The 16707-nt window shown below is 42.6% G+C and carries 16 protein-coding genes; 13 read left to right on the top strand and 3 right to left on the bottom strand.

Translation table 11 applies throughout. The features are described from left to right. The first annotated feature begins 10 nt into the window (after positions 1 to 10). Complete coding sequence (locus AC1DPZ_RS10230) at positions 11 to 766, top strand: glucosamine-6-phosphate deaminase (protein WP_477402877.1); 756 nt, start codon at positions 11 to 13, stop codon at positions 764 to 766. A 10-nt stretch (positions 767 to 776) separates the two neighbouring features. Then, the gene (locus AC1DPZ_RS10225; protein WP_477402876.1) at positions 777 to 2324 is read left to right on the top strand and encodes a beta-N-acetylhexosaminidase; all 1548 of its coding nucleotides are present in this window, start codon (positions 777 to 779) and stop codon (positions 2322 to 2324) included. Between the two features lie 339 nt (positions 2325 to 2663). Here the strand turns inward: AC1DPZ_RS10225 and AC1DPZ_RS10220 are convergent, their stop codons facing one another. Together AC1DPZ_RS10220 and AC1DPZ_RS10215 are read right to left on the bottom strand one after the other, a co-directional pair. Continuing rightward, positions 2664 to 3752: a phosphotransferase enzyme family protein gene (locus AC1DPZ_RS10220; protein ID WP_477402875.1), complete on the bottom strand. Its 1089-nt coding sequence runs from the start codon at positions 3750 to 3752 to the stop codon at positions 2664 to 2666. A gap of 84 nt (positions 3753 to 3836) precedes the next feature. Further along, positions 3837 to 4862, bottom strand: coding sequence for a LacI family DNA-binding transcriptional regulator (locus AC1DPZ_RS10215; RefSeq protein ID WP_477402874.1), 1026 nt, complete (start codon positions 4860 to 4862; stop codon positions 3837 to 3839). Between the two features lie 646 nt (positions 4863 to 5508). On the opposite strand from AC1DPZ_RS10215, the gene AC1DPZ_RS10210 reads away from it, so the two are divergent. The 8 genes from AC1DPZ_RS10210 to AC1DPZ_RS10175 all read left to right on the top strand — a co-directional run bounded on the left by AC1DPZ_RS10210 (position 5509) and on the right by AC1DPZ_RS10175 (position 13370). After that, a complete protein-coding gene (locus AC1DPZ_RS10210) occupies positions 5509 to 6858 on the top strand; it encodes a Gfo/Idh/MocA family protein (protein ID WP_477402873.1) in 1350 nt (449 codons plus the stop codon). A 390-nt stretch (positions 6859 to 7248) separates the two neighbouring features. Next, positions 7249 to 8694, top strand: a complete 1446-nt coding sequence (gene sufB / locus AC1DPZ_RS10205; protein WP_477402872.1) for a Fe-S cluster assembly protein SufB — start codon at positions 7249 to 7251, stop codon at positions 8692 to 8694. Between the two features lie 46 nt (positions 8695 to 8740). Then, positions 8741 to 9520, top strand: coding sequence for a Fe-S cluster assembly ATPase SufC (gene sufC / locus AC1DPZ_RS10200; RefSeq protein WP_477402871.1), 780 nt, complete (start codon positions 8741 to 8743; stop codon positions 9518 to 9520). 8 nt (positions 9521 to 9528) lie between these two features. Next, positions 9529 to 10842: a Fe-S cluster assembly protein SufD gene (sufD, locus tag AC1DPZ_RS10195; RefSeq protein ID WP_477402870.1), complete on the top strand. Its 1314-nt coding sequence runs from the start codon at positions 9529 to 9531 to the stop codon at positions 10840 to 10842. Then, complete coding sequence (locus tag AC1DPZ_RS10190; RefSeq protein WP_477402869.1) at positions 10832 to 12091, top strand: SufS family cysteine desulfurase; 1260 nt, start codon at positions 10832 to 10834, stop codon at positions 12089 to 12091. Before sufD ends, AC1DPZ_RS10190 begins: the two co-directional genes overlap by 11 nt. Beyond that, a complete protein-coding gene (locus tag AC1DPZ_RS10185) occupies positions 12088 to 12531 on the top strand; it encodes a SufE family protein (protein ID WP_477402868.1) in 444 nt (147 codons plus the stop codon). The genes AC1DPZ_RS10190 and AC1DPZ_RS10185 overlap by 4 nt, the downstream gene beginning before the upstream one ends. Then, positions 12521 to 12859 (top strand): iron-sulfur cluster assembly protein, encoded by a 339-nt coding sequence (locus AC1DPZ_RS10180; RefSeq protein WP_477402867.1) that lies wholly within the window; start codon positions 12521 to 12523, stop codon positions 12857 to 12859. Before AC1DPZ_RS10185 ends, AC1DPZ_RS10180 begins: the two co-directional genes overlap by 11 nt. Before the next feature lie 37 nt (positions 12860 to 12896). Beyond that, a complete protein-coding gene (locus AC1DPZ_RS10175) occupies positions 12897 to 13370 on the top strand; it encodes an RrF2 family transcriptional regulator (RefSeq protein WP_477402866.1) in 474 nt (157 codons plus the stop codon). A gap of 330 nt (positions 13371 to 13700) precedes the next feature. Here the strand turns inward: AC1DPZ_RS10175 and AC1DPZ_RS10170 are convergent, their stop codons facing one another. After that, positions 13701 to 13817, bottom strand: coding sequence for a carbonic anhydrase (locus AC1DPZ_RS10170; protein WP_477402878.1), 117 nt, complete (start codon positions 13815 to 13817; stop codon positions 13701 to 13703). A gap of 153 nt (positions 13818 to 13970) precedes the next feature. Here AC1DPZ_RS10170 and AC1DPZ_RS10165 point away from each other — a divergent pair, with 153 nt between their 5' ends. From AC1DPZ_RS10165 to AC1DPZ_RS10155, 3 genes are all read left to right on the top strand, one after another. Continuing rightward, positions 13971 to 15089, top strand: a complete 1119-nt coding sequence (locus tag AC1DPZ_RS10165; RefSeq protein ID WP_477402865.1) for a Gfo/Idh/MocA family protein — start codon at positions 13971 to 13973, stop codon at positions 15087 to 15089. A gap of 136 nt (positions 15090 to 15225) precedes the next feature. After that, a complete protein-coding gene (locus AC1DPZ_RS10160; protein ID WP_477402864.1) occupies positions 15226 to 15837 on the top strand; it encodes an RNA polymerase sigma-70 factor in 612 nt (203 codons plus the stop codon). 59 nt (positions 15838 to 15896) lie between these two features. Continuing rightward, the coding region (locus AC1DPZ_RS10155) for a FecR family protein (RefSeq protein ID WP_477402863.1) at positions 15897 to 16707 on the top strand (811 nt) is incomplete at its 3' end.

Here is a 16707-nt window from a genome sequence, read left to right as displayed (position 1 = left end):
GGGCTAAATAATGAAAGAACTTACAAAAGATAACCTGGTGGTTAAAATTTTTGGAAGCAGGCATTTGATGGGCCTGGCTGCCGCCATAGCAGTTGCCGAAAAAATAAATGAACTGTTTAATGTAAAACCCTTCGTGAATATTGTTTTCGCTGYGGCGCCATCTCAAAATGAGTTCCTGGAGGCTTTATTAATGCAGGGTATCGACTGGACGAGGATTAACGCCTTTCATATGGATGAGTATTTAAACCTGGGGGAGGACGCATCGCAGGGTTTCGGAAATTTTTTGAAAGAACGTTTGTTTGACAAAGTGACCTTTAACAGTGTGAATTACCTAAACGGCAATGCACCTGATGCGGATGAGGAATGCCTGCGTTATGCAGATCTGTTAACACGGTTCCCTACGGATATTGTTTGTTTGGGGATCGGCGAGAATACGCACCTGGCATTTAATGATCCGCATGTGGCCAATTTTAACGACCCCGTTTGGGTAAAGGTTGTTGATCTGGATAATGCCTGCAGGATTCAACAGGTTAATGATGGCTGCTTTGCCCGGATAGAAGATGTGCCTACGCACGCACTAACGTTAACTATCCCGGCGTTGGTAAGTGCACCTTACCTGTATATAATTGTTCCCGGTGAAAAAAAGGCAGAAGCTGTTCATCATACTTTAAACGCTGATATCAGCGAAAAATATCCATCAACCATATTGCGTAAACATCCGCATGCGCTGCTTTTTGCTGATGATAAAAGCGGCACACATATCTGAAATATCAACCATGAAAAAACTGTTACCTGTATTATTACTGCTGGCTTGTTTAAATACTTTGTTTGCACAACAAAGTAAAACGGTAACGGCCCCGTTTCCAGTCAGGGGATTTCACCTTGATCTGCGCATCCAGGTTATGACCATGCCTGCCCTGATGGATTTTGCCTTAAAGCTGAAGCAGCATGGTATGAATACGCTGGTAATGGAGTGGGAGGGTACTTATCCTTTTGAGAAGCACCCACTGATACCAAACCGTTATGCTTACAGTAAGCAGGAGATAAAAAGCTTTATTAAATATTGCGATAGTTTGGGTATTGACGTAATACCCCTGCAGCAAAGCTTTGGGCATGTGGAGTATATCCTGCGGCATGAAAGATATAAGAAGCTGCGCGAAGATCAAAAGGATGTATCACAGGTTTGCCCCTTGGAAACCGGTGGCGATAAGGCGCTGTTTACCGATCTGTATACCGAACTGGCAGCTTCACACACGTCAAAATACATCCATATTGGCGGCGACGAAACCTATTTGCTGGGGCACGATGCCAAATGTAAAGCAAAGGCCGAAAAGGAGGGCAAATCCAAACTGTATACCGACTACATTAAAATGCTGTGCGATATTGTGATCAAATTAGGTAAGCGACCAGTGCTTTGGGCGGATATTGCTTTAAAGTATCCGGAAGCCATCAAATCCCTACCCAAAGAAACCGTATTTGTAGATTGGAACTATGGCTGGGATATGAGCCATTTTGGCGACCATCAAAAGCTGATGGAAAGCGGTTTCGAGATCTGGGGCTCTCCGGCATTGCGGTCAAGTCCGGATAATTATAACCTTACCCAATGGGAAAAACACTTCAAAAATATCCGCGATTTTATACCTGCGGCAGCCAGCTTGGGTTATAAAGGCATGATCATGACCTCCTGGTCAACATCGGGCCAATATTCATCAGTCTATGAATCAGAAGCTGATGTTGCCGAACTATATGCTATAAGGCATGTGTATCCACTATCAGGGTTTAATATTTCGATAGCAGCTTACTTTGAAGCACTTAAAGGCAAGCACCCATTAGATATAAACCTATTTGTTTATAAATACGCCGAAGACCAGTTTGGATTGGATAAGGCAGGGGCATCATCGTTTTGGGAGGCTTTAAAAACATCACCGTATGAAATTCAACAAGGCGAGGTTATATCGCCAACCCCAATGTCTATCCCGCAGTTGTTGGGTAGCTGTACCATGGCTCAACAAAAGCTTTATGCATTAAAACCGCTAAAGAACCAGCAGGAATTTGAACATTTTAAGCTGATGGCCGATATCAGGGTTTATTACCTCACTTACCAGCTGATCGAAAAGCAGGTAAATCAAGCCACGTTTAATGAGTCGCAAAAGTCTGCTGTTATTGGCAAATTGAAGCAACTACTAACAGGTTCAAAAAGTCTGGATGAAAGATTTGCAAAGCTGAATAAGGATTTTTTAAACCCATCGGCCATTGCGGAAGAAAACCAGTTAAGAAATATGAAAGTGATTGGCTTATTTGATCGGCTGTCGGGCAATAAATAGTGAACCACTATAGGCTTTTATCCCACCGTCATTGCGAGGTACGAAGCAATCCCTAACAATGCAGAGAGGCTCTTTAAAGCCTGCGATTGCTTTGTGCCTACCTATGATGTATTTGCTAAAGAAACTCTTTTGTCATCCTGAACGCAGTGAAGGATCTACTCTCCGCCATACTTCTTCGCCCTGTACAGTCTGCGAATAGATCCTTCACTGCGTTCAGGATGACAAACCTTTTAAAACGTCATTTCCCCTTCAGAGTTTTGCGAAATTTTAGCTCTCGACGGTCTAATTTATTTATTTTAAACAGCTTCTTATCAAATATGCTGTTGCTGATAAAAATCGCTAATCAATTTGATTGGTGGCAGTCAAAAAATCCTTATTAACGTTAGCTATCAGTATTTTAAATGAAGGCTCGGCAGCAACGTATTCGGTAAGCAGCTTAAACTGATTTTTTGCGCGCATTAAATTATGACCAGGGTATTGCGAGCCGTAATAAACATCGTTGTTCAAAAAATCTGTTAAAAAACGCAAAGCCTGCATGTATATCATCAGCTTGCCTGAAAAAATAAAAAGCTGTTTTTCGGTTTCGGTTAAAATGTCGCCCATTTCGGTCATGTAACCTTTGTATATCGCCCTGAAGAAATCTTCCCTGATGTGTATTTTATCCATATCGGTTTCTTCTTCGTTGGCAGGCRACAGGTAGGTGCGCATCATATCGCCCACATCGCTTAAATAATACCCCGGCATTACGGTATCCAGGTCTACAAGGCAAAGGGCTTTACCGCTATCATCAAACAGCACATTATTGATCTTGGTATCATGATGTACCACCCTCAACGGAATTTCATTATTAGCCACTACCTGGTTATAGGTTTGTACCACCTGGTAATGGTTATAAACCTCCTTTATCTCTGCCGCGGCCTGCGCTGATTTAGCCGGATCGGCATTTTGAGCGGCGGCCTTAAACTGATCGAACCGAAGTTTAAGATTATGAAAATCAGGCAAAGTATATTTAAGCTGACCTATATCAAAATGATTGAGGAGGCAGGTAAATCTGCCAAACTGCAAGGCAGCCTCATGAGCTTCGGTACTGTTCTGCAAAAAATTTACCGTATGTGATCCCTCAATAAACGGGAACAGCCTGTAAAACTTACCMTCTGATGAGCTAACCATAAAGTCGCCCGAAATGGTTTTTAATGGTGCTACAAAAAGGTAACCGGGGTTGGTTTTATTAAGGTACTCTTTTACTAAAGCCAGATTGCTAACTATGTAACCGGGATTTTTAAATACGCTGGTATTAATTTGTTGAAGGATATAGGTCCCCTCATTACCGCTTAGCTTATACGTATGGTTTATTAAGCCGGAGCCAAAAGCCCGGATGTCATATGCTGAAACATTTAATCCAAAGCCCCTTAGTATATCATCAAACATATTATTTTATTGAGATTATTTGGTCAAACATACCTAATTGGCTTATGAAACCGGTGTGCAAACGTTTGAGTGTTTTTTAATCGTTTATTTTTTGTTTTCGATCAGTTGCGATTCAATAATGAGCTTGTAATAGGCGCTTTGTTCATTTGTTCCTTTATGCTGGTGATGAAGCAGGTCTATCAGAATATCGGTAGCCTTTTGCCCCTGCAAATAGGGGAATTGCTCAACAGAAGCCGCGGGTATATTTTCCATATAATTAATCAAAGGTAAGTTGGCATAGCTCACAAATTCAAGATCTTTGTTTATTTTAATATTCAATTTTTGCGCGTGTTTGATAGCAAAAAGGGCCACATAATCATTAAAAGTTACAACCGCGGTAGGTTTCCTTTTGCCGGCTAATAATTTATCCAATGCTTTTTTTGTGCCCTCTTCGGTAAGGTCGCATGATACAATTAATGAAGGATCATATTTTAGCCTGTTTTTGGTCATGGCTTTAATATAACCTTCCTTTCTTTCGCCGGTAGCCACCATGGTTTGCGGGCCGTTTATCATTCCAATTACACGATGCCCCTTTTTTAATAAATAGCTAACTGCCTCAACAGTACCTGTTTCCATATTGCAGGCTACGTAGTGTATGTTGGGCATAGGGGGTATCCGGTCGAAAAATACCACCGGGATATTGTATTTTTTTAAATTCTCGAAATGATGAAAAGACGAGGTGTTTTTACTCAGGGATATCAGTAAGCCATCAACCCTGTGATTCTTCATTTTTTCTACCAGCAGCTTTTCTTTATGCTCATCATCGTGCGATTGTGCAAGCAGTACGGTATAGTTTTTTTTGTAGGCGGTATCTTCAATCGCGCTTATGGCCGATGAGAAGAAAGCTTCGGAAAGCTCGGGTAAAATAACACCGATGGTGTGGGTTTTACCTTTCTGTAAAAATATGGCTGTTTGATTTGGCTCGTAATTTAACTCGCCGGCCAGTTTTTTAACCCTGGCACGGGTAGTAAGCCCAATACTGGGATGATCATGCAAGGCCCTTGAAACTGTAGAAACCGAGATGCCCAGTAATTGCGCTATCTCTTTTATAGTAGTTGGTTTTGATTGCATTATCCGGGGCTGTGTGTATGTTTTTGCAAATTTAAAGTTAGGAGATTATTATGATATTATTGCTTTGCAAACGTTTGCGTGTTGTTTTGGCTGCAAGGTATTTAAATACACCTGCTTAATGCGTAATTTCATTACAGTTTTAAAAGAGTTACTATAAATTACTAATTTAAGTTTTTATCAACCTAAAATATGAATGCCGCTGCTATAGCGGCTAAAAGCGGGGCATTGCCAATGGCCGGGAGATTATGCTTTGTGAGTTTTGTATAGGGAAAAGGCTGTCGGGGAGAGCTAACCACAATTGTTATTTGTAGATATTGGTTAAATGATAAACACGACAGGATTACAAACGTTTGCGTTAAAATGGAAGCTATATATTCTTTACAAAAACGATGAATGCCAGTACATTTATAAAACGGTAAAAAATGAGGATGACGTGTTTAGTTATGCGGGTAACGGGCTTGACAGCTTCCTGTCCCCGCAGGGTCTCTCAAAGAGGACCCTGCGGTTGTACTAAGCCCGTATTGTTCACGAAAGCCACGTTTATGCGAGGTGATCGTGGTACCTCAGGGTCCTCTGCGAGAGACCCCGAGGGGACGGAAAGATTTATTTATTTTTAAACAACCTTAAAGCAACTAATTAATTATAAATGGAAAGAAGAGAATTTATCAAAAACAGTGCGATCGCCGTAGCCGGTTTTAGCATATTACCCACCGGAAGCTTATTTGCTTCGGCGCCGGCCAAGGTTCGATTAGGTTATATAGGCGTTGGCGCCCGTGGCATGAGCCATATTGCCGAAGGTTTGCTGCGCGATGATGTGGAGATAGTGGCCATTTGTGATACCCAGGAAAGCTCGCTTAAAATTTGCCGGGAATACATTGCCAAAAAAGGCCATGCCCCGGTAAAGGAATATACCGGTGGACTGGATGCTTATAAAAAGTTATTGGAYCATAAAGATATTGATGCCGTAATTATTGCCACTCCATGGCAGTTTCATCACCCGCAGGCTATAGATGCCATGAAGGCTGGTAAGTATGTAGGCTGCGAGGTAATTGCAGGCTTAACGGTTGATGAGCATTGGGATATAGTGCGCACATCTGAAAAAACAGGCATGCCGTATATGACCCTGGAGAATGTTTGTTACCGCAGGGACGTAATGGCTGCCCTGAACATGGTGAGGCAGGACCTGTTTGGCGAGATGATACACTTAGAAGGAGGCTATCAGCATAACCTAAGGAATGTGCTTTTTAATAACGGCAAGCAATACTATGGTGGTGGCGTGGAATTTGGCCCTAATGCTTTGAGCGAGGCCCAATGGCGTACCCAGTATAATATTGATGTGGATGGGGATATTTACCCAACTCACGGAGCAGGTCCATGCATGCATTACGCAAATATCAATGCGGGTAACCGTTTTACCAACCTGGTTTCGTTTAGTTCAAAAGCGAAAGGATTAGCCGCTTACGTGGAGGAACAATCACCTGGCCATAAAAACGCGAAGATAAATTACAAAAATGGTGATGTAACTACCACCATGATCAATTGTGCAAATGGCGAAACTGTATTGCTAAGCCACGATACACACTTGCCAAGGCCGTATTCCTTAGGTTTCAGGGTACAGGGAACAAAGGGGCTTTGGATGGATGTAAACAAGAGTGTATATATCGATCATCAGTCGAAGGAAGATGATTCATGGGATCCGGCAAAATTATGGTTCGATAAATACGATCATCCCCTGTGGAAAAAATACGAAAAGCTGGCCGAAGGTGCAGGGCATGGTGGCATGGATTGGTTTGTGTTTAATGCCTTTATAGAGTCAGTTAAGCAAAAACGGCAAACACCTATTGATGTGTACGATTCGGTTACCATGAGCGTAATCACGCCATTATCAACCCAATCATTAAAAGAAGGCAACGCAAGTATCCAATTTCCGGATTTTACAAAAGGTAAATGGAAGGAAAGGAAAAATACTTTTGCTTTGGATGACAGCGGATTTTAAAGCCGGGTAGATAAATCTCATCGCAACAGGCTGCTCTTTTCACTTGTGTACAAGCAGCCCGTTGGGAGGGAATCGCACGGGCGCAGCCTTTTATAATCTTCCCTACATCTATGGTCGGTATACCATTAGGAGCCGATCATTCCTAAGCGGCTAAAATAGCCGGAGAATCGGGCGCTGCAATTGCGCCCGGTTCTTAAAACAGCCCCAAATCCTAAAAGATGCCCTTAATGGGTACTCATGGATCCCGCTTATTTCAAAAATTAGTGTGAATTGTTGCCGGATTACCCAAAGTGATGCCATTGTCATATTGTTTATACTTTTTTGTATAAACAGATAATGACCGTATCTTTGTGGTGTTATTATTACTGATTCCACTTAAAGACCGGCATCATGAAAGAAGAACTGAATACACTGGAACAAACTGTATTAAATGATTATAAATACGGTTTTGTTACAGATATAGATACGGACACCGCTCCGAAGGGGATTGACGAATCGGTTATCCGCCTGATCTCGRCCAAAAAAAACGAGCCCGACTGGATGCTGGACTGGCGTCTTAAAGCCTATGCCCAGTGGATGAAAATGGAAGAGCCAAAGTGGCCGAACGTGACCTATCCGCCAATTAATTACCAGGATATTATTTATTACGCTGCTCCTAAGCAAAAGCAGCAGTTAAACGGTTTGGATGAAATAGACCCCGAATTGCGCCGTACTTTTGAAAAACTGGGTATTTCCCTGGATGAACAAAAACGGCTGAGCGGGGTAGCGGTAGATGTGGTGATGGATAGCGTTTCTGTGGCCACTTCATTCAAAAAGCAACTGTCAGAAATCGGAGTTATTTTCTGCTCCATGAGCGAGGCTATACAACTGCATCCCGAACTGGTAAAAAAATACATGGGTTCTGTAGTGCCCATGACCGATAATTATTTTGCAGCGCTGAATGCGGCTGTTTTTACCGATGGTTCTTTTTGCTATATTCCTAAAGGTGTACGCTGCCCCATGGAGTTATCCACTTATTTCCGGATCAATACAGAAAACTCTGGCCAGTTTGAACGTACGCTGATCATTGCTGAAGACGATAGCTACGTTAGCTACCTGGAAGGGTGTACAGCCCCTATGCGTGACGAAAATCAACTGCACGCAGCCGTAGTAGAATTGGTAGCGCTTACCAAGGCGGAGATCAAATATTCCACTGTTCAAAACTGGTATCCCGGCGATAAAGAAGGGCGCGGCGGCATTTATAATTTTGTTACCAAGCGGGGCATATGCCAGGGCGATCATTCCAAGATATCATGGACACAGGTAGAAACCGGTTCGGCAATTACCTGGAAATATCCAAGCGTAATTTTAAAAGGTGATTATTCCATCGGCGAGTTTTACTCCGTTGCACTTACCAACAACTATCAGCAAGCGGATACCGGTACCAAAATGATCCACCTGGGTAAGCATACCAAAAGCAGGATCGTAGCAAAAGGGATCTCTGCAGGGCATAGTAATAATAGTTATCGCGGGCTGGTACGCGCCAGCAAATGGGCCACTAATGCCCGTAACTATTCACAATGTGATTCCCTGCTGCTGGGCGACAAATGCGGTGCGAATACCTTCCCATATATTGAGGTTAAAAATACAACATCAATTGTTGAGCACGAAGCAACCACCTCAAAAATTGGTGAAGATCAGCTCTTTTACTGCAGGCAACGGGGTATTGATACCGAAACTGCCGTGGCATTGATCGTTAACGGGTTTGCCAAAGAAGTAATGAATCAGCTGCCTATGGAATTTGCTGTAGAAGCACAAAAATTGCTGGCTATCAGCCTGGAAGGCAGCGTAGGATAATTTTTGAAAGACACAGATTATTTATAAAACACGTTATAGAACTGCTATGTTATCTATAAAAAATATACATGCGGCCATTGAAGGGAAGCAAATACTAAACGGGATTGACCTTGAAATCAAACCGGGAGAAGTCCATGCCATTATGGGGCCGAATGGTTCGGGAAAAAGTACGCTGGCGCTGGTACTGGCCGGGAGAGAAGAGTACGAAGTAACCCAGGGTTCGGTTACCTTTTCTGGTAAAGACCTGCTGCAGATGCCGCCGGAAGACCGGGCCCGTGAAGGTTTGTTTTTGGCATTTCAATACCCTGTGGAAATACCTGGGGTAAGTACCACCAATTTTATTAAAGCCGCCGTAAATGAAAAGCGGAAATACCTGGGGGAAGAACCGCTGGATGCCGTTACCTTTCTGAAAACGATGAAGGAGAAAATGGCGTTAGTTAATATTGACCAGGCCTTATTGAGCCGTTCTGTTAATGAAGGTTTTTCTGGCGGGGAGAAAAAACGCAACGAGATTTTCCAGATGGCTATGCTGGAACCCAAACTTGCCATACTGGACGAAACAGATTCCGGTTTGGACATTGATGCCCTGCGTATTGTGGCTGCGGGGGTAAACCAGCTACGCAATAAGGACCGGGCCATTCTAATAATTACCCATTACCAGCGCTTACTGGATTACCTGCAACCCGATTTTATACATGTATTATACAATGGCCGTATGGTGAGATCAGGAGGTAAAGAACTGGCCCTGGAACTGGAAGAAAAAGGGTATGATTTTATTAAGGATGAGATCAATTTAGCCGAAGGCTTACCGACAGGTACTAATTAAACAGGATCATGACAGATGTAAGTTATTTTAAAGACCGCTTTGAACAGTTGCAGGGTGCAAGCCCGGATAGCGAAATTGCCAGGATGCGCCAGGAGGGCTTTGATAGTTTTAATAGCGCAGGCCTTCCGTCTTTGCGTAACGAAGAGTGGAAATATACCAATATCAGCAGTTTGTTTGATAAAGAATATCATGTTGCAGCTGTTGAGGAGAAACCTGTTCTTAGCCAGGCAGACGTTGATTCCATCCGCTTGCCGGGATATTCGGGCGCTAATGAACTGGTTTTTGTAAACGGCCGGTTTATGCCCTCGCTATCCACCATCCGTTCGCCGGGCCACCAATTAACTGTGATGCCATTGGAAGATGCCGTAAAGGGAATATATAAAGACCTTGTTAAAGAGCATCTTGGACAAAGCAGTAAGTATATTAAAGACGGGATCCATGCGCTTAATACCTCATTCATCTATGGGGGGGTATTTATCTACATCGCTAAAGGACAACAATTGAAGCATCCTGTTTACCTGTATCATCTGGCAGATGCACGTGAACATCAAATGCTTTTGCAGCCCCGCAGCCTGGTATATGTGGGCGAAGGAAGTAAACTGCAACTCGTGGAAACGTATCAAACAACAGGCACCGCCGATAGTTTCACCAACCAGGTGATGGAGATGGTGGTTGACAGCAATGCCTATGTGGAATATTATCAGCTCCAGAACGATGGGGTGAATGCCAGCCAGGTGAGCACAACACATATCCGGCAAATGGGCCGGAGTTATGTACATACTGCGACGATTACGCTTAACGGCGGTATGATCCGCAATAATATGAACCTGGTACTGGATGCAGCAGACAATGAAACACATTTGTATGGTTTGTATATGCTTAAAGGCCACACCCATGCCGATAACCATACTTTGGTTGATAACCGCAAACCAAATTGTTTCAGTAACCAGCTTTATAAAGGGATTGTGGATGATAACGCAACTGCCGTATTTAACGGAAAGATCATGGTACAGCCGCAGGCGCAAAAAACCAATGCTTATCAATCCAATAAAAACATCCTGTTGTCTGATAAGGCGAGTATTAATACCAAGCCCCAGCTGGAAATTTTTGCTGATGATGTAAAATGTTCACATGGCTGTACTGTAGGTCAACTGGATGAAACAGCCTTGTTCTATTTAAGGGCAAGAGGTATCCCTAAAGAAAACGCACAGGCTATGCTGTTACAAGCCTTTGCCGAAGATATACTGCTGCAGATAAAACCCGAATTGCTTCGCGAATATGTGAGGCAATTGATTACAGCGCAGCTTTTTAATGATAAATAAAAAAATGACAGCTTTAAGCACGATATCGCCCGTTTTTGATGTGTATGCCCTTAGGAAGGCATTCCCCATTCTTGGCCGTATGGTTAAGGATAAGCCGTTGGTATACCTGGATAATGCGGCAACATCACAAAAGCCATTAAGTGTAATTAATGCCATTAATGATTATTATACTGGTTATAATGCCAATATTCACCGGGGCATCCATAGCCTGGCCGAAGAAGCTACTTTAGCCTATGAGGCCTCGCGTTACGCAGTAAAACAATTTATTGGTGCGGCAGCTACCGAAGAGATCATTTTTACCAGGGGAACAACGGAAGGTATTAACCTGGTAGCCTATACCTGGGGCAGGCAAAATATTCATGCAGGAGATGAGATCATTATTTCGGGCATGGAGCATCATTCTAATATAGTACCCTGGCAAATACTTTGTGATGAAAAGCATGCCGTACTCAAAGTGATCCCGGTTACAGAAAACGGAGAACTTTCTTTAAAGGCTTACCAGGATCTGTTGACTGCTAAAACAAAGCTGGTTTCCATTGTACAGGTATCCAACGCATTAGGAACGATAAATCCGATTAAAGAAATGATTGCTGCCGCTCACCAGGCCGGAGCCCTCGTATTAGTTGACGGGGCGCAATCGGCCGTTCACCTGGATATTGATGTGCAAGACCTGGATTGCGATTTTTTCGCCTTCTCGGGGCATAAGGTTTATGGGCCAACCGGGGTAGGGGTGCTATATGGTAAAAAAGCGATACTGGAGAATATGCCGGTTTTCCAGGGTGGCGGCGAAATGATCAAAGAGGTGACATTTGAACATACCACGTATAACGAGCTGCCCTATAAATACGAAGCCGGAACTCCCAATATAGCGGATACCATTGCATTAAAAGTTGCCCTGGACTTTATTAATACAACCGGGAAGGCAGAAATCCGGAAACACGAGGTCGGGTTATTGGCCTACGCTACGGAGCAACTGGAAAACATCCCTGGGCTCACGGTTATTGGCAAAGCCAGGGAGAAGGCGAGCCTGGTATCTTTCGTGATCAAAGGGGCACATCCGCAGGATATAGGTATTTTACTGGACAACCAGGGAATTGCAGTGCGAACCGGCCACCACTGCTGCCAGCCGCTGATGAAACGATTTGATATTCCAGGTACAGTAAGAGCTTCATTTGCACTATACAACACCAGGGAAGAAGTAGATAAATTGATTATAGGTTTACATAAATCCATCAAAATGCTGTCATGATGATAACAGACAACAACGGGCAAATGCAGGATACCGAGGCCGCAATTATTGCAGATTTTTCTTTTCTGGATAACTGGGAAGATAAGTACGAATACATCATCGACCTTGGTAAAAAGTTACCCGCATTAGATGATGCTTATAAAGTAGAAGAAAACAGGATTAAAGGCTRCCAATCGGCGGTGTGGCTGGTAGCAGATTACCATGATGGCAGGGTATTTTTTAAAGCAGATAGCGATGCCGTTATTGTAAAAGGTTTGGTGAGTATGCTGATCCGTGTGCTGTCAGGACATATACCCGGCGAGATTATCCGGGCAAAGCTCGATTTTATAGAGCAAATAGGCATGATGACACACCTGGCACAAACCCGTTCTAACGGTTTGCTGGCCATGATCAGGCAGATGAAAAATTATGCCCTGGTCTATCAAACAGTTGGAAATTAAAAAAAACGCGATGATGAACGAGGAAGCATTGAAACAAAAGATCATTGATTGTTTGCAAACTATCTATGATCCCGAGATACCGGTAAGCATTTATGAACTTGGGCTGATCTATGAAACAACGGTTATGCCTCCTTTGAACAATGTACAGATTGTGATGACCCTTACTGCTCCAGGCTGCCCTGCTGCGCAGTCATTACCGGTAGAAGTGGAACAAAAAATAAAACAAATTGAAGGCGTAAATGAAGTGCATGTTGCTGTAGTATGGGATCCACCCTGGAATAGGGAAATGATGTCTGAAACGGCTAAGTTCGAATTAGGTATGTTATAAAAGATATAAGCACAAATACTAAAATATAGCGTTAAATATGAAAATTACGGCCCAGGAGGAGTATGGTTTACGGTTATTACTGCGCATTGCGAAATGTGGGGATAACGGCGGGATGAGCATTCCGGATTTAAGTGAGGCCGAAGGTTTGTCGGCAGCTTACGTAGCCAAGCTTACGCGCATATTGCGCATAGCTGGGTATATCAGCAGCACACCGGGCTACAAGGGGGGCTATGTACTGGCCCGACCTGCCGGTGAGGTAAATATCAATCAGGTTTTGAAATTGCTGGGCGGTACTTTGTACAGTAAGGACTTTTGCGGCAGCTATGCGGGCGTACGGCCTTTGTGTACTAATTCCGTGGACTGTTCTGTGCGGTCACTCTGGCAAATCATTCAGCTCTCGGTTGATCAATTATTAGATCAGGTAACTTTGGCCGACCTGGTTGGTTCTGAACACGCATCTGGTCAATTGCTCAATACGCTAATAGCGCAACGTATTAAGGTATTGTCTTGATGCACTTGACTATCAGCTTGCATTGACGGTGTTATAAATAGGTGTTGAGAAGATTTATTAAATCCCTCCCAACACCTGTTGTACAAACATGGGTTGTCAATGGTTACCAAACCTCTGGTAAGTGATTGAAATCATTTGGCCGCCCGGGGGCTATTTGGATTTCTTTTCCGGAAGATTCTGTAAGGTTTCTTTTAAGAATTCTACTTTTCCGGTGTGGATATCATAACCGCGTCTACAATAAGGATTTCTCCGTTTGAATATTTTTTATGTAAAATAGGATCTAAATCTCTAAGGGCATTTACCTGGTCGATCACGTTTTGTCTTATAGCATTATTCACAGGGGGCTGCTGACGATACTTGTCCTGCAGTCCGGATAATAAATAAATCACCCAAGCCCTGGTCAAAGATCAATTCATTAGGTACACGGGAATCAGAATAACTAACAATGGTAGCAAAAGGCTTTTGGCCAAACCCTGATTTTTTAATTTATTGGGGATTGTAAAAAGATAATTGCGGTGGAAAGATAAACTATCCCAGGTAGTTGAATTTTTTAAATAAATGAGTAATTTGTGATTCATAAACAACATAAATAACCTGGTTATGAATTCACGTCGCGACTTTTTACAGAAATTAGGACTATCAGCCTTAGCACTGCATTTGGCCCCAATTACAGCATGCGCAGATAGCAAAAATAATCATAACGAAGCATATAAGGGGCCGGTATTACGTGTAGCTATAATGGGGCTTGGAAGTTATGGAACCCGCGTTGCTGAAGCCATGCAGTCCTGTGTAAAGGCCAAACTGGTTGGTGTAATTAGTGGTACGCCCTCAAAAATTAAAGAATGGCAAAGCAAGTATGCTATACCTGCGAAGAATTGTTACAATTATGAAAATTTCGACGATATAAAAAACAACCCTGATATTGATGCAGTATATGTAATAACCCCAAACGGATTGCACCATGACCAGGTGATACGGGTAGCCAATGCGGGCAAACATGCGATTTGCGAAAAGCCAATGGCTGTGAATGCCAAAGAAGGGCAGGAGATGGTAGACGCCTGTAAAAAAGCGAATGTGAAATTATTAGTTGGCTACCGGATGCATTTTGAACCCAAAACGCTCGAAGTTATCAGGATGAGAAAAGCCGGTGATTTTGGAAAAATTTTGTTCTTCCAGGGATTATGCGGGTTTACGATCGGCGATCCCACGCAATGGCGATTAAATAAACAACTGGCAGGCGGCGGCTCTTTAATGGACATAGGCATTTATGCCATCAATGGTTCCAGGTATATGACCGGCGAGGAGCCCGTTTGGGTTACCGCACAGGAGACTAAAACAGATCCCATAAAATTTAAGGAGGGCGTAGATGAAACTATACAATTTCAATTTGGCTTTCCCAGCGGGGCCACTGCATCCTGTTTATCAACTTATAAAATGAATAACCTGGATCGTTTTTTCCTGAATGGAGAAAAGGGATTTGCAGAGTTACAACCATCAACCGGCTATGGACCTATCAAAGGGCGTACCAATAAGGGCSAATTAACCCAGCCTGTTACCGTTCATCAAACTGTGCAAATGGAACAAATAGCAGGGATCATTTTCGAAAACAAACAGCCTGTTGTTCCAATAGACGGCGAAGAAGCTGTAAAAGATCTAAAAATAATTGATGCGATCTACCTTGCGGTAAAAACGGGGAAAAAGGTTGATATTAAGCTTTAATTTGCTGCATATAACTGTTATAGATATAATATTAATTGTCCTCCTCACAATCATTTATTAACTTATTTATTGATTATTTGAATAATAGGTTGTTACTTTATGATTCCAATTATAATACCGCATTTTGTTCAACTATTTGAGATCAGCCAATATTGGTGACGAAATATCAACTTCGCTGCACCAGCGCCTGTCATCGGGCGATGAACTTGCATTTAAGTTGTTTTTTAAAGAAAATCAACCCAGGCTTTTCGCCTACATTTATAAAGTTGTTAAGTCTCGCGAAATTGCAGAAGAACTGGTGCTTGATATTTTTGTGAAGATATGGTCGGCCAAAGAAATTCTTAATGAAGTTGAAAATATTGATGCTTTCCTTTACCGGATGGCCGTAAACAAATCGCTCGACTTTTTACGTACAGCCGCCCGCGAAAAAAGGATACAACAGCTGCTTAATCATCAAATGCAATATGAGCAGGCAACAGCAGCTTCAAATCACGACTTAAAAGAATATAACCAGCGCGTTACACAATGTTTGCAAATGCTTACCCAGCAACAACAATTAGTACTCAATTTAAGCCGGGAAGAAGGCCTCACCCATGAACAAATTGCCGATAGATTAAATCTGTCGAAAAATACTGTAAAAAATCACATCGTTACTGCATTAAAAAAAATGCGCGAATTTATAAAGCATGGCCTGTTATTCATTTTGCTGACAATCTCTCTTTTTTTATTTTTTTTCATATCTAATTAGTCCTCTCCCGTTATTTTATCGTCAAGTATACAAATTGGTTCCAATTAGCCAAATGTAGCATGTCAACAGCCTCTGTTTTTCGCATAAAATACTTGTTTCAAAAATACCTGGACGGCTCATGTACCATGCAAGAGCTTGATGAGCTTTTTGAACTGATAGGCAAAGAGGATAACCTGTTAGAAATTGAAGGTTTATTGGAAAAATTATGGTCAGATACCGAAGCCCGCTCTTTTGTTGACATTGACCCTGGCCACCAGGAGGTTTTATATAATAAGTTGCTTGAAACCATAAAGAAGGAAAAAAAAATTTACTCGTTTCAAAAAAGAAGTCCGGCAACAATCGTTTGGTCGGTTGCAGCAACCATTGCATTATTTATTTGCGCCGGGTTATACTTTTTACATACCAGACCTAAACCAGCACCTTTACAAGCCAAGGTAGCTGTACCCCAACCTACCCGTCATGTGCAAGAAATAAAACTGGCCGATGGTAGCATCGTGTTGTTAAATAAAAACAGTCATTTAGATTATCCGGCAAAGTTCACCGGCAAAACCCGCGAAGTATACTTAACAGGCGAGGCTTACTTTGATATCAGGCACGATCCGCTTCACCCTTTCCTTGTGCATGCAGGGCAGATTACAACACGCGTATTAGGCACAGCGTTCAATATTAAATCCGAAGGCTGCCTGGTTCAGGTAACAGTAACACGCGGAAAGGTTAAAGTATCTACTCCTAAAAAAACTTTAGGTATTGTATTGCCCAACCATCAGATAAGCTATAACGAAGCCAACCATCAATCTTCAAAAAATATATTGAATGCCAAAACCACGATACTTTGGAAAGAGACAGATTTGGTGATGGATCACATGAGCC

The sequence above is a fragment of the Mucilaginibacter sp. P4_G9 genome, from assembly GCF_056400985.1.
The sequence above is the reverse complement of the archived record's forward strand: the minus strand, read 5'-3'. Positions and strand labels throughout refer to the sequence as shown.

What these genes read in the sequence shown, in the direction of transcription:
- AC1DPZ_RS10175 (WP_477402866.1), top strand. Translation starts at nt 12,897, where the DNA reads ATGAAAATTACGGCCCAGGAGGAGTATGGTTTACGGTTATTACTGCGC.
- sufD (WP_477402870.1), top strand. Translation starts at nt 9,529, where the DNA reads ATGACAGATGTAAGTTATTTTAAAGACCGCTTTGAACAGTTGCAGGGT.
- sufC (WP_477402871.1), top strand. Translation starts at nt 8,741, where the DNA reads ATGTTATCTATAAAAAATATACATGCGGCCATTGAAGGGAAGCAAATA.
- AC1DPZ_RS10225 (WP_477402876.1), top strand. Translation starts at nt 777, where the DNA reads ATGAAAAAACTGTTACCTGTATTATTACTGCTGGCTTGTTTAAATACT.
- AC1DPZ_RS10215 (WP_477402874.1), bottom strand. Translation starts at nt 4,862, where the DNA reads ATGCAATCAAAACCAACTACTATAAAAGAGATAGCGCAATTACTGGGC.
- AC1DPZ_RS10190 (WP_477402869.1), top strand. Translation starts at nt 10,832, where the DNA reads ATGATAAATAAAAAAATGACAGCTTTAAGCACGATATCGCCCGTTTTT.